Origin of the sequence: Shimia abyssi, from assembly GCF_003014475.1 — a bacterium.
Classification (GTDB): Bacteria; Pseudomonadota; Alphaproteobacteria; order Rhodobacterales; family Rhodobacteraceae; genus Shimia; species Shimia abyssi.
Genome location: NZ_PYGJ01000009.1, coordinates 80,584 through 94,338 on the forward strand (window position 1 = coordinate 80,584; position 13,755 = coordinate 94,338).

At 56.6% G+C, this 13,755-nt stretch carries 14 protein-coding genes; 4 read left to right on the plus strand and 10 right to left on the minus strand.

Going from position 1 to position 13,755, the window contains the following annotated elements:
• The first annotated feature begins 39 nt into the window (after positions 1–39).
• A complete protein-coding gene (locus CLV88_RS14140; protein WP_106609060.1) occupies positions 40–834 on the plus strand; it encodes an enoyl-CoA hydratase-related protein in 795 nt (264 codons plus the stop codon).
• Positions 835–854: 20 nt separating this feature from the next.
• On the opposite strand, the gene CLV88_RS14145 is transcribed toward CLV88_RS14140, so the two are convergent.
• The 10 genes from CLV88_RS14145 to CLV88_RS14185 all read right to left on the minus strand — a co-directional run bounded on the left by CLV88_RS14145 (position 855) and on the right by CLV88_RS14185 (position 11,131).
• Positions 855–1,772: a helix-turn-helix transcriptional regulator gene (locus tag CLV88_RS14145; RefSeq protein ID WP_106609061.1), complete on the minus strand. Its 918-nt coding sequence runs from the start codon at positions 1,770–1,772 to the stop codon at positions 855–857.
• A gap of 153 nt (positions 1,773–1,925) precedes the next feature.
• Complete coding sequence (locus CLV88_RS14150) at positions 1,926–2,354, minus strand: acyl-CoA thioesterase (RefSeq protein WP_106609062.1); 429 nt, start codon at positions 2,352–2,354, stop codon at positions 1,926–1,928.
• Between the two features lie 2 nt (positions 2,355–2,356).
• The gene (boxA, locus tag CLV88_RS14155; protein ID WP_106609063.1) at positions 2,357–3,541 is read right to left on the minus strand and encodes a benzoyl-CoA 2,3-epoxidase subunit BoxA; all 1,185 of its coding nucleotides are present in this window, start codon (positions 3,539–3,541) and stop codon (positions 2,357–2,359) included.
• Positions 3,538–3,711, minus strand: a complete 174-nt coding sequence (locus CLV88_RS23045) for a hypothetical protein (protein WP_165798901.1) — start codon at positions 3,709–3,711, stop codon at positions 3,538–3,540. The genes boxA and CLV88_RS23045 overlap by 4 nt, the downstream gene beginning before the upstream one ends.
• Before the next feature lie 113 nt (positions 3,712–3,824).
• The gene (gene boxB / locus CLV88_RS14160; RefSeq protein ID WP_106609064.1) at positions 3,825–5,276 is read right to left on the minus strand and encodes a benzoyl-CoA 2,3-epoxidase subunit BoxB; all 1,452 of its coding nucleotides are present in this window, start codon (positions 5,274–5,276) and stop codon (positions 3,825–3,827) included.
• 57 nt (positions 5,277–5,333) lie between these two features.
• Entirely contained in the window at positions 5,334–6,995 is a 1,662-nt protein-coding gene (boxC, locus tag CLV88_RS14165; protein ID WP_106609065.1) for a 2,3-epoxybenzoyl-CoA dihydrolase, read from the minus strand.
• Between the two features lie 145 nt (positions 6,996–7,140).
• Complete coding sequence (locus tag CLV88_RS14170) at positions 7,141–7,572, minus strand: DUF309 domain-containing protein (protein WP_106609066.1); 432 nt, start codon at positions 7,570–7,572, stop codon at positions 7,141–7,143.
• Entirely contained in the window at positions 7,560–8,390 is an 831-nt protein-coding gene (locus tag CLV88_RS14175; protein WP_106609067.1) for an alpha/beta fold hydrolase, read from the minus strand. Before CLV88_RS14175 ends, CLV88_RS14170 begins: the two co-directional genes overlap by 13 nt.
• Positions 8,390–9,928, minus strand: a complete 1,539-nt coding sequence (locus CLV88_RS14180) for a benzoate-CoA ligase family protein (protein ID WP_106609068.1) — start codon at positions 9,926–9,928, stop codon at positions 8,390–8,392. The genes CLV88_RS14175 and CLV88_RS14180 overlap by 1 nt, the downstream gene beginning before the upstream one ends.
• 162 nt (positions 9,929–10,090) lie before the next feature.
• Entirely contained in the window at positions 10,091–11,131 is a 1,041-nt protein-coding gene (locus CLV88_RS14185) for a TRAP transporter substrate-binding protein (protein WP_106609069.1), read from the minus strand.
• A gap of 361 nt (positions 11,132–11,492) precedes the next feature.
• On the opposite strand from CLV88_RS14185, the gene CLV88_RS14195 reads away from it, so the two are divergent.
• Genes CLV88_RS14195 through CLV88_RS14205 form a run of 3 tightly spaced genes read left to right on the plus strand, consistent with a single transcriptional unit; the run spans position 11,493 to position 13,704 of the window.
• Entirely contained in the window at positions 11,493–12,197 is a 705-nt protein-coding gene (locus CLV88_RS14195; protein ID WP_106609071.1) for an ABC transporter permease, read from the plus strand.
• A complete protein-coding gene (locus CLV88_RS14200; RefSeq protein ID WP_106609072.1) occupies positions 12,191–12,910 on the plus strand; it encodes an ATP-binding cassette domain-containing protein in 720 nt (239 codons plus the stop codon). Before CLV88_RS14195 ends, CLV88_RS14200 begins: the two co-directional genes overlap by 7 nt.
• On the plus strand, positions 12,907–13,704 hold the full coding sequence (locus tag CLV88_RS14205) for an ABC transporter substrate-binding protein (protein ID WP_106609073.1): 798 nt from the start codon (positions 12,907–12,909) through the stop codon (positions 13,702–13,704). Before CLV88_RS14200 ends, CLV88_RS14205 begins: the two co-directional genes overlap by 4 nt.
• Positions 13,705–13,755 lie beyond the last annotated feature (51 nt).

The following is a 13,755-nucleotide window of genomic DNA, read 5'->3' on the forward strand; positions in this document are numbered from 1 at the left end:
AGCGTACTATATTGCAATGAGTAACTGAGGAGATTGCACATGAGCATAGCGCCCGATCCGGTTCTGATGGAGGTTGAGGATGGCATCGCCACGATCACACTCAATCGCCCAGACCGGTTGAACGCGATTACGCGTGACATGATCGTTTTGGTACGGTCACTTGTCGATGCGGCAGCGGGCGACGATGGTGTGCGGGTCATGCTGTTAACAGGGGCAGGGCGCGGGTTTTGTGCAGGTCAGGATCTGTCCGAGCGTGATCCGCGTGGACGACAAGAGCCCTTTGATCTCGAAGCGATCCAAAAGGAACTCTACCATCCGATCCTGAACGCCATCACCTCCACGCCCAAACCTGTTGTGGCACGCGTCAACGGCGTTGCTGCAGGGGCGGGATCAGGATTGGCGCTGGCCTGCGATATTGTAATCGCCGGGCAGTCGGCCAAGTTTATCCAATCCTTCGCCAAAGTTGGGCTTTCGGTCGACGCGGGGGGCGGAATGGCCCTCTACCGTGGCCTAGGTCTACCCCGGGCAAAAGCCGCGCTGATGCTGGCAGAAACACTAACGGCGGACGAGGCGGCCCAGTTGGGGTTGATCTGGAAATCCGTGCCCGACGTGGCGCTGGACGCCGAAGCGAACGCGCTTGCCGGCAGGCTTGCGGCAACGCCCCGCCATGCGCTGGCCTCGATCAAAGCGGCGATGTCGGCCGCCGCAACTGCTCCTGGTCTCGCCCACTACCTCGATCAGGAGGCGACGCTGCAAGGTATTGCTGGGTCACATCCAGACTATGCAGAAGGGGTGCTTTCGTTCCTGGAGAAACGAAAACCGGACTTCTCGTAGGTCGGACAAATTTGTCCGACTTACCTGAGGTAGCCCTCATCCTCGATCAGCGCGAGCAGATCTACCAGCGACGTTTCTAGGCTGCACCCGCTGGTATCCAGCTTTGCCTCCGCGCGGTCATAGACCGGCTCGCGGCTTGCCAGCAAAGCGCGCAGTTGCTCCATGGCCTCGGGGTTGCCGGCCATAGGGCGATCATCCCCTTGTGCTTGTACGCGGCTCATATGCTCTTCGGGATCGGCCTTGACCCAAACAGTATGAAAATGGCCAAGCAGCTCATTGTAGGTCATGGGTTCGGCGACAATCCCACCCGCTACGGCCAGAATCACAGACTCGTGTGTTGCAATGACACGCTGCAACGCCTCGCTTTCCAGCTTGCGATACCCATCTTGCCCATAGAGCGCCATGACCTCAGACACCGGCATCCCGCCATGGGTCTCGATTTCGCGGTTCAGTTCAAGGAATGGAACGCCCAATTTCGCGCTTGCCGCGGCACCCAATGTGGATTTTCCCGCGCCGCGCAATCCCAACAGGCAAATCCGCTGCGCCTTGCGGGCACTCGGTGTGTCTGGGGTCAAAAGGTCCAGCACTGCCCCTTGCGTCGCTTTATCCGCCGTTTGAAACAGGTTCATCATGCGCAGCGCGTCCGATGTCCACGGATCATCTTCGCTCAGAAACCATTCGATCCGATGATCCAGTGCAATCGCCACACGCTCCAAAAGCCCAATTGAAATATTGCCCGCCCCGGCTTCAAGCTGCGCTAAATAACGTGGTGACACGCCCGACAGTTCGGACAGAACCCGGCGTGGAATCCCCTTGCGTTCACGTGCTTTGCGCACCCGTTCGCCCACGCGCAGGATCAACTGTTGCGCGGCCCTGTCAATCGACGTGCTTTGCTGCGCTGGCTGACTGTCGCCCTTGAAGTTCGTTATTTCCGACATTGCTCCGCCACTGCGCCCGACGCAGAGTTGCTCTGCGCCTTGTGTATAATAGTGCAAAAAATACCTTGGATTGCGCGCGGGATCAAATGCTTAAGCATATGTTTGATTTCGCGCCTGCAATATGATGCGCTACGCACGCGCCCAAGGAAATCTCTAGTCAATCAAGAGTGGTTCAACGATTGCCCGTATGTCTTTGGGCGCTGCCTGTTTGGCAAAGGTTTCCGCCACAATGAAGACATTCACAAACTCGCCTGAAAAGCACAGCTGACCATCTTGGCGTCCCAGCACTCTGAACCGGATTGAACTTTGGCCAAGTTTGATCGGGTCCACTTGACAGATCAACCGATTGCGCGGCGTGATCGGTTTGTGAAAATCGAGGCTCATGTGCACAAATGGTGTGCCGACATTGCGATCCAGTTCCATCTGGAACCAGCCGTCGCCGTCCAGATGACGTTCCCACCACGCATTGATCGCATCCAGCGCGAACCATGGAATACGCGCGGTATAGACAATCTTTGCCGGGTCGCAATCTCCCCAGGTCACACGGATTTCATGTTCGAAATGTGGGGCGTTACTATCCATGCTCAGTATGTCTCCACGTGATAACGCCCTTCCTCGCGCATTGTATCGCGTAATGCGGCCCAAGGCGTGCCGATGCTTTCAGCGATATTGGTCAGGGTCTTTTCAACACCCTCTTCCATACCGCGCAAGCCGCATATGTAAATGTAGGTTTTTACATCACCGAGCAGTTCCGCAATCGCATCTTCTTCGGCCATCATGCGATCTTGCACATACTCACGTGGTTGTCCCTCAACGCGCGAAAACACCATATGCGTCTTGAGTAAACTCTCTGGCAGCTTCTTAAGCGGCCCGAAATACGGCAGTGTATCAGGCGAACGCGCACCAAAGAACATGGTCATGCCGCCAGATTTCTGCCCCACGGTGCGTTCACGTCGCATGGTAAAGGCGCGCATCGGCGCCGATCCGGTGCCTGTGCAGATCATCAAAAGCCGCGCGTCTGGGTCTTCGGGCAATAGGAACGTCGCCCCAAATGGGCCCGTGACCTGTACGCCATCACCGGGATTGAGATCGCAGATAAAGTTCGAGGCCACCCCGTGCTCCTCGCGTTTAACGGTCAGAGACACATTTCCAAAGTTGGGTCGTTCCCCGTCCCTCGGGCTCGATACGGAATACAGTCTGGGCAGGTGCGGGTTTCCATCCGCTCCGACACCAGGTGGAATAACCCCAATGGTTTGCCCCTCCAGAACCGGAAAGGTTTGCCCTTCAAGGCTGAGGATGATATGGCGGGTATCGGTCTCAGCCCCGGCGTCGGTCAAACGGTAATTCCCCTGCACCGTCGCCGTTGCGGGTTTGCCAATTGTGTACATGTTAATCGTTGGTTTGGCAGCACTCTCAGGGGCACGCGCCTTCCCGCCAGCCCCTTTGTGGGCCTCTTCCAACAACGCTGCAATTGCAGGATCGAGCGCCTCGGCTTCGGGCGCTGTGTCGGTCATCTCCTGCTGTTCTGGCAACTCTTCCCATTCGAATTGCTCTTCCAGCGAATATGGCGTTTTCACCACCCGCCATTCGTCAATCGAACCGGTGGGGCAAACCGGAATGCAATCCATGCAGAAGTTGCAGCTCTCGGCATCAACAACCACATTGTTGTCGTCATGTTGAATGGCCCCGATGGGGCAAGTCATTTCGCAGGTGTAACACCGGATACAGATTTCCGGATCAATCAGATGTTGCTTGAATGGCTGGGTCATGAATCCCCTGGCTTTGACAGGATGGCGTCGGGAACCGTGATTGCATCGATCAACGCCACACAAAGCCCCCGACAGTCCAAGCATCCAATGCAAGGACCGTTCATACCCGCAAGCTCGCGCTGGATGGCGCTGGTTTGCTGGGTGGGTGTGTTAGAGCGTGTGATCGACATGAATCATCTCCCGAATGTCGCGACCAGAATCAAAGCCGATCCTAGAAGCATAATGTAACAGTTCAGGGACAGTTTTTGATGCAAATCAAATTTTGCCCCCGGCGCGGCGGGTCTCAGGCCATGTGCAGCTTTACATATTCAAAATCGCCCGGTTTGTTGTCGATCCCAACTTTGGGCGGGTTGATCCAACCTGCATATTTACCCGGTTCTGTCACGGCCGTCATGAGTGACTGAATAAAGTCACCATCAGCCCGGCTGGGCAGCCATTGAACTATTCCCGCGTCATACTCGGCACCACTGATGATAACCCCGTCGGGATTAAAGTTGTGACCGGAAAAAACGCCGATCTTGCGGTTGAAACTCTCATGCGGCAGCTTCAGCGCGAACTCGACGCCAGACTTGGCGATGATCTTGTTCCACCGGCCAACACCACCCGACGCATCGCGGGTATAGTCATCTCGTAACCGCATATTGATCGCTGTCAGCGCCGGCACCTCTTTTTGCACCGCTTTGCCGTCTTCCATGTCCCAGACCACGTAAGTGTCGTTGGTCAGCATATGGTCGTCGTCGATCCGGTTTTCCTGATAACGTCCCTTGATCCCGGCGTTGAACGCATTGGCGGCGTTGGTCGATACTTCCTGACCAAAGAGATCAAGGCTGAGCGTGTAGTGCAGGTTCAGTTTTTTCTGGATAGTCGGAAGGTCGATGACACCCAGATCGCGGATCTTGTTGATATCATATGGATCGGTAATCCCATTCTCGACCATCACCTGACAGGTGCGCTCGATCGTGCGCCCCACGCCGGTTTCTCCGACAAACATATGATGCGCCTCTTCGGTCAGCATGAAGCGACATGTGCGGCTCAGCGGATCAAAACCCGATTGCGCGAGGCTCTCCAGCTGCATCTTGCCGTCACGATCTGTGAAATACGTGAACATGAAAAAGGACAGCCAGTCTGGCGTTTCTTCATTGAAGGCGCCCAGCATGCGCGGTGCCTCTTCTGATCCAGAAGAGCGGCGCAGCATGTCGTCGGCCTCTTCGCGCCCGTCACGTCCAAAGTATTTTTGCAATAGATAGACCATCGCCCACAAATGGCGGCCTTCTTCGACGTTTACCTGAAACAGGTTGCGCATGTCATACAGCGATGGGGCTGTTAGGCCGAGAAAGCGCTGTTGCTCTACCGAACCCGGTTCAGTATCGCCTTGAATGACGATCAGACGTTTCATCAGGTTGCGGTATTCGCCGGGCACTTCTTGCCATGCCGGTTGGCCCTTGTGCTCGCCGCAAGGGATCATGCGGCCTTCAACTTCGGGTGCCAACAAGACACCCCATCGGTATTCCGGCATTTTGACATAGTCGAACTTGGCCCAACCCTTGGGGTCCACGCTGACGGCCGTGCGCAGGTACACCATGGATTGCTGAAACTGCTGCGGGATCAGATCGTTCCACCAGTTAATATACCCGGGGTGCCATTTTTCTAGCGCTTTCAGGACTTTCTTGTCAGATGACAAGCCCACATTATTGGGAATTTGGGTGTCATAACTCACATTGATCAGATCAAGCATTCCATTCCTCCTCACCCCTGTAGGTCGGACAAATTTGTCCGACCCACCCTTGGGGTTTTACACACGTTCCATGTCATATTTGCCACGCACGCCGGTGCCATAGCGTTGCAAGGCGCCCTCTGGCCCTACGGCGCTGGGCCGGTTGAAAATCCAGTTCTGCCACGCCGTCAACCGCCCAAATATGCGGGTTTCCATTGTCTCTGGCCCGGCAAAACGCAAGTTTGCTTCCATACCGGTCATAGCATCTGCACTAAAGCTGGACCGCTCTTCCATGAAAATGCGGATTTCGTCGTCCCAGTCGATATCGTCGAGCATTTCCGTAACCAACCCGAGCAGTTCCGCGTCTTGGGCCTCAAGCGCGGTGCCTACGGCATCCTTGGCAGCCACCACGCTTTCCGGCTCGCCCAGAAATCGTGTTTCCAGCCGGGTCAGCCCGTTGCCCATCGGCATGGAGCCAAAATTCACCTCGCTAAGCGTCACTGTCGCCAGCGGGCGATTGTCGCCCTCGAACTCGTCTTCCATCATATAGGATCGGTCCACCGCAAAGAGCAGCTCTGCCAATACACCCGCAAAACACGAACCGTGCTCAATCAGGGCCGCCATGCTGCGCGAGGTCACATCGACCCGCTTCAGCACCCGTTTCCAGTATTGCAGTACTTCATTGGCCAACCAGTGATCGGCATTGGCAACCAGCATTGCTTCATGCGCCAGCACTGTCTCTGGATCACCCTGCGAGCGGATTATCCACAGCCCTAGCTCCATTTCGTTCAGCCGCAAATGCAGGATTGCGTCGTCTAGTTCCCGCGCCAGGCGAAGCATATAGGTCTGTGCCCCTTGCGCCTGAAACGTGTTCATATCCGCCGGTGCGTCGCTGTCGGGCCCCTTAATCGTGATCGTTGCGGTGCGTGCATCTCGATCAATGGCCAGCTCCACTGCGGAATAGGTCACGGCGCCGTCCGCGCCAAACTCTTTCGTCAACGGCGTCAGCGTGATTCCCTCTGCTACGTTCGCCTTGTCGGATGCAGCCGCAAACTCCGCCGCCCGTTCTGTGACCACCGCATCAAATTTGGCGTTCGAAATCACTTCGTCGACCAATCGCCATTCCTTGGCCCGCTTGCCGCGCACACCTTCTTCGATTGTGCAAAAAATGTCGGCGCGGTCCCGGCGCACTTTGCGTTTGTCGGTCACACGGGTTAGCCCCCCGGTCCCCGGCAATACGGCCAACAATGGCACTTCGGGAAGTGCCACGGATGACGCGCTGTCGTCGGTCAGCATGATATGGTTGCAGGCGAGTGCCAGTTCATAGCCGCCTCCGGCGCAGGCGCCCTTGATGGCAGCGACATATTTTTGGCCCGAATCTTCCTCGGCAGCTTCATAAGTATTGCGGGTCTCATTGGTGAACTTACAGAAATTCACCTTGTGGCTATGCGCTGCTCCACCCAGCATCCGGATATTTGCGCCGGCACAAAACACACGGTCCTTAGCAGATTTCATGACCACCACTTTGACCTCTGGGTGTTCGAACCGCATCCTCTGGACGACATCGCTCAGTTCGATATCAACACCTAGGTCGTAGGAATTCAGTTTGAGCTGATACCCCTCGAATAACGCGCCATTCTCGTCCACATCCATGATCAGATTGGCAACGGGGCCGTCATATTCCACCTTCCAGTGGCGGTATCGCGACGGGTCGGTCTGAAAGTCGATGAGCTGGGTCATGGCGCATTTCCCCTGGCAGTATGTTGTTTGCACGATAGTGCGCGTGTTGGGATGCGTAAAGATGATAGATGCAAAATAATGCGAAAAAATGCGGAGTTTGTCGTAATTATTTACGGTTCACGCGTCGTTTTTAGGAATATGAGCATTATAGTGCATAATCGTCAATTGGCATGACTTCCCACAATCTGCAAACATCTTCGCGGGTCATGCCGGGAATCGCTTTGCGTTGACCGGTCAAGGCCGTCTGTAAAAGGTCTTTGGCGAGATCTGATAGCCGTGCAACCGCGTTATTGCGCCCCATGCGTTGTTTTAAACCGGCGTTCGCAAGCTGGATCAAACCCTGCACCAAGGCGCGGTCAGCAGACCCATTTGGCAAGGACATCCAGATCGGCTCGAACAGTTCATGAGCCTCCCAGAAAAATCCTTCGTGCATAAATGCGAGTGCCAGTTGCCAACGATCGGATGTCTCGATTGCATCCAAACCAAACTCAAACCGATCAAACAAATCCTCTGAATGGCGGTCAGTCTGACCGGGCACATAGGCGTAGGGCGGTCGCCACTCGGTCACCGCTTGCATACGGTTTCAACCTCGGCCGCCTCAATTCGTTCCAGCCGGGTGATAAACTCAACAATCGTCATCAGCACCGCATCCCGATGCTCAAGATGCGGGGCATGTCCACAGTCTGGCAGCACCAAAATTTCCACAGGCGCATATGATCGATCTACCACTTCGTCCACCTGCGCGATGCTGCCATACGTATCCTGATGCCCTTGGATCACCAGCGAGGGAATGCGCAAATGGTCGATCACCTCGCCCACATGCCAGTCGCGGAACCCGTCAGAAAGCCAAGCATCGTTCCACCCCCAAAAAGCGCAATCGGGATCGCGATGGTACCGCGCCAGCTTTGCCTGTAACCCAGCGTTCGAATAAGCATCTCGTGCCCGTGCGATCTGCTCCAGCCCCTGAGGCTCGGTGAAGAAATGCGGCGCCATCAGGCACAGGCCACGCACTCGGTAGTCGGCCACAAGCCCGCAATACTCGGCGGCAATTGTTGCCCCGTCGGAGTGACCCAACAAGAAAACCCGCTCAGCGCCAAGCGCGTCCAACACGTCGGGTAGAACATCCTTGGCTTCGCGGGTCATGTAATCCAGAGGGCGGGGCAGGGCGCATGGATCCGATTGCCCATATCCAGCCCGCGAATACGCAAAAACAGAGCATCCCGTTGTCCGTGCCAGAGCCTCGGGAAAATCACGCCACATGGCGACACAGCCCAACCCCTCGTGCAACAGCACAATTACCGGATCGCGCCCCGGTGCAGAGCCCCAGGTCGACCATTCCAAGCTGGCACCGCCCGCGCTTAACCGGCCTGAGCCCGCTGCCCAGTCCAATGTCATCACGCCTCCTCGCGTAGCTTAAAGCGCTGTATCTTGCCGGTCGCGGTTTTAGGCAGATCGTCAACAACGCGTACCCAGCGGGGATATTTCCACATCCCGATCTTTTCTTTGACGTACTCCTTAAGCGCGTCTTCGGCGGGGGGCGTTTCACCATCTTTCATGACGATGAATGCCGCTGGCTTGGTTAGCCCGTCATGGTCGTCACGCGCCACAACAGCGGCCTCCAACACGCCGGGGTACTCTATCAGCACTTGCTCCACTTCGAACGGGCTCACCCAAATGCCGGACACCTTGAACATGTCGTCAGTTCGTCCGCAGTAAACATAGCGCCCCTCGGCAGTTCGTTCGTATTTGTCGCCGGTGCGCGTCCAGTGGCCTTCGAATGTCGACATGCTTTTGTTGCGTTTGTTCCAATAGCCTTCCGCGCTTGACGGACCGCGTACCAGCAGTTCGCCCACATCCCCATCCGGCACGGCGGCACCGTGTTCATCGATCAGTCTCACTTCATAGCCCGGCACAGCCATTCCAGATGTGCCATAGGCGATGTCACCGGGTTGATTGGATAGGAAAATGTGCAGCATCTCGGTCGAGCCGACCCCGTCGACGATCTCACAGCCCCACAGCCCTTCCCATCGTTCTCCAATGTCACGCGGCAATGCCTCACCGGCGCTGGTGCAAAGCCTCAGTGAATGCGTCGGTGCCTTACCGCGTGCCTCTTGCGTGGCGACCAATGCGGCAAACAAAGTCGGCACACCGCAGAATATCGTCGGTTGTTCCGTCTCCAGAATGCTCAGCACCCCGTCGGGCGTTGGCCGCCCACCCAATATGAGCGTGGTTGCGCCCACGGACATCGGAAACGATATCGCGTTGCCCAACCCATATGCAAAAAACATCTTGGCCGCAGAAAACACCGTGTCGTCTTCGCGAATGCCTAACACCTGCGCGCCAAACGTGTCCGCCGTTGCCTTTAGGCTGCCATGCACGTGCCGAACGCCTTTCGGCGCGCCGGTTGACCCTGAACTATATAGCCAGAACGCCAACTCATCCTCATGTGCCGCTGCGGTTTCGGCAGGGCGCGCGCCATCGACAAAGGCTTCGTAGGCTTCGATCTCGTCTGGCGCATCGCCCACAATAATCACGCGGCGGACAAAGCTGTTATCTGCCAATGCAGGTTGCACCACCGGCCACAGTTGAGCCGAGACAATAACAATCGGCGCGCGGCAATCCATTAGTATGGCCTGATAAACGGATGTGCTCAGCAACGTGTTCAGCGGAACCGGGATGGCGCCAGCTTTCATGGCGCCCCAAAAAATTACTGGAAATTCGATCTGATCACGCAGGATCATGGCTACGCGTTCTTCTCGTCGCACATCCGCCGCCAAAAGAGCACCCGCAAACCGCGCTGACTGTTCTGCGAGATCGCCATAGGTCAGCACACGTCTCGCACCGTCTGCCTCGCGAAAGGCGAGCTTTTCGGCGCGTCCCTCGGTGATGTGGCGATCCACAAAGTATGCAGCCGCGTTCCTGGTTGCTGACATAGGCTTCCTCCCCGCGCGAGTCGATTGATGCTTAATAATGCATATTGAGATCGATATTGCATCGAAAATCTTGCTTATATGCACAAAAGTGCAAGTTGTATTGCGCAATGCAAAAGGGCCGCAGCAAATGCTACGGCCCCTTCCAGACTCATCAAAACAAGATCAGTTGGTTGCTGTGTACTCGTCCATGAGCGCCTTGGCCTCGTCGATCATCGCCTGACCGTCCAATCCGCGCTTGTCCATGTCTGCAATCCAAGTGTCATAAATGGGCTGCACGGTTTCCTGCCACACAGCGGCGTCCGCTTCGGACACAGTGATGATGTTGTTGCCACGTTTCACGGCCAGCTCACGCGCCGGACCATCTGCATCGGCCTGTGTGCCACCCGCAAAAACAGAGAACTCTAGACCAGAGTTCTTGTCGATCGCGGCCTTCATCTCGTCCGACAGCGCGTCGTAACGTGGCTTGTTCATCGCCAACACGAAGGTGAGCGTATAAAGCGCGTTGCCTTCAAATTCTGTGTGGTTATCGACCAGTTCCGGCACCTTAAGCGCTGCCGTCACTTCCCATGGGATCGTTGTGCCATCAATCACACCTTTTGACAGGCCCTCCGGCACGGCAGGGACTGGCATACCCACAGGGCTTGCACCCGTCAGCGTCAGCAATTCATTCACCAAACGCGACCCACCGCGGATTTTCATACCCTTAAGGTCATCCGGCGTTGCCACGGCTTTGTTGGTGTGGAACATGCCTGGACCATGCACCCAGGTTCCAAGAATATGAACGTTCTTGAACTCGGTATCCTTCATGTTCTTGTCGAACATCTTCCAATAAGCATAGGACGCGGCCCGCGCATCGCCGACCATAAAGGGCAATTCAAACACTTCGGTCGACGGGAAGCGACCGGGGGTATAGCCGACAACCGTCCAAACAATGTCTGCTACACCGTCTATTGCCTGATCCATCAGTTCTGGCGGCTTGCCGCCCAGCTGCATTGATGGGTAACGCTCGACCTTGATTTGCCCGCCCGAGTCCTTTTCGACCGCATCGGCCCAGACATCCAAAATCAGTTTCGGCACGTTCGCCTGAGGCGGCAGAAACTGGTGCATACGCAATGTCACGTCCTGCGCCATAACGGCCCCAGTCGTGAGCGCGGCAGCGGCAACACCGCCGATAAGGTTAAATACTGTTCTGCGTGTGGTCATGAATTCCTCCCAGAAGACCCACGGCACTATAGTGCCGAATCTATGTATGGTGTGCATGATAATGCAAAAGACCCTATTGGGAAGCTGCAATTTATTGCCCACCCAGTTTGGCCGCGGATCCTTCAATATGCCAACCCTCCTGCGTCGTGGACAATTTGGCGCGACTGTCTGTCAGGCACGGACATTTTGGCAAACCATGCCGACCGCCCTCACACCCTGCGCAATTTTTTTGCACCCTCCCTTGTCAAACCAGAAAAATGTAACGATCAAGGATAAAAAGACCTGTGCGGCCTGCGCGGTTCCCGGCCTTTGCCGGATCAATCAATCAGGCACTGGGATTAGGACGAAACAGACCAACGCCATGAATGAAATTCTCCAAGGTCTGATTCAGGCGGCCCAGCTTATCTTCTCTCTCGACAGAGATCTTATCGAAATCTCGCTGCGCTCCCTTTATGTAACTGTCACCGCCGTCGCCATCGCATCGGCCATTGGTCTGCCGCTTGGATGCTGGCTGGCTGTGCGCCGCTTTCGCTATCGGCGGTTTGTTATCGCCACTTTAAACGCCCTTATGGGATTGCCCCCGGTGGTGGTTGGCCTGATCGTTTATCTGTTGCTGTCCCGCTCTGGCCCATTTGGGGTATTTGGTCTGTTGTTCACGCCAACAGCCATGATCATCGCCCAGGTGGTTATCCTGACCCCGCTCATTGCATCGATCGCGCATCAGGCCATTCGCGAACTCTGGGCCGAGTACCATGATCTGCTTATCTCGCTGAACACAACCCGCCGCCAACGCATTGGGACACTTCTCTGGGACGGGCGTCGCGCGCTGCTCACTGCCGCGCTTGCCGGGTTCGGGCGCGGCATTGGCGAGGTGGGCGCGATCATGATCGTTGGTGGCAATATCGACCACGCCACTCGGGTGCTGACCACCGCAATCGCACTTGAAACCGGCAAAGGTAATTTCTCACTCGCCCTCGCGCTTGGATTTGTCCTGATTGGCCTTGCCGTGCTTGTGAACCTGTTGATCCACAGCTTGTCTCGCACGGAGGTGAGCGGCAGATGGTAAAGCACACGATCCTTCCGCTGACCGTCCAAGACGCTGTCGTGCGCCGCCGCAAGAAAGTGCTGGTTGGACCCGTGTCGATGACAGTTGCGCCCTCGGGCCTGACCGTGGTGATGGGGCCAAACGGTGCGGGCAAAAGCACCCTGTTGCGCCTGCTGCACGGGATGGAGCGTCTCTCGCAAGGCAAACTGCAATGGCAGGTCCCCGAACCACAGGCGCGCCGCAGTCAGGCGTTTGTTTTTCAAACGCCCATCATGATGCGCCGTTCCGTGCTCGACAATGTGGCCTATCCGCTGATCACTCATGGAATACCGCGCCGCGCGGCCCGAAATACCGCAGCGGAATGGCTCGACCGTGTGGGTTTGACCGACAGCGCCGCCAAGCAGGCGACGGTTCTGTCGGGCGGGGAACGTCAAAAGCTCGCCCTTGCCCGCGCGCTGATCCGAGGGCCGGAAATTCTGTTTCTGGATGAACCCTGCGCCAATCTCGATGGGCGCGCCACGCGCGAATTCGAGGCCCTTGTGCTTGCCGCCCATGCTGGTGGAACACGTATCGTTATGGCGACCCACGATATCGGCCAGGCCCGCCGCCTTGCTGGTGACGTGTGGTTCATCTATCGCGGCGCCCTGCACGAGGCGGCCTCCGCTGACCAGTTCTTTGCCTCACCCCAAACCCCGGAAGCGCGCGCCTTTCTTCAGGGAGACATTGTCGAATGAATTTGAACCACATACTTGCCGGTGGCCTCATATGGATGGCCTCACTTGTGCAAGCCGACGAGATGAAAATGGCCGTCACAACCTCCTTTCACAACTCGGGGCTGTCGGACGTTTTGCTGCCGGAGATCGAGAAAGATCTGGACCTTAGGGTGCAATTGCTTGTCGTTGGCACCGGTCAGGCTATTCGCCTTGGTCAAGCTGGGGATGTTGACGCCATCCTTGTACACTCCAAAACGGCCGAAGAAGCCTTTGTTGCAGATGGCTACGGCACGCACCGGACCGAGATCATGTATAACGACTTTGTCCTGATCGGGCCCGCCGCAGACCCCGCTGACATTGCGACAGCCACTTCCGCAGCCGATGCTCTGAGTCGCATTGCCACCGCGCAAACACCCTTTGTCAGCCGTGGTGATGACAGCGGTACGCACAAGAAAGAGCAATCGCTTTGGGACACCGCCAATGTCTCGGACCGGGATGTCGTATGGTACAAAGAGGCCGGTGCGGGCATGGGTGCTACGCTGAACACCGCCTCCGGCCTGAATGCCTACATCCTGTCAGACCGCGCCAGTTGGTTGAAATTTGGAAACAAGGGCGATCTGGCTTTGCTCTATTCGGGCGACCCAATCCTATTTAATCAATACGCGTATCTGCCCGTCGACCCGGCACGCCACGACCATGTCATGTCCGATCAGGCCGCACGCCTCGAAAACTGGCTTACCAGCCCACGCGCGCAGGCGTTGATCGATGGATATACGCTCAACGGCGAGACACTCTTCACCTTTAACGCGAAATAAGTCGGCCTTTCCCGGGCTGCACATTGCGGCCCGCCATGGAACGCGGCAATA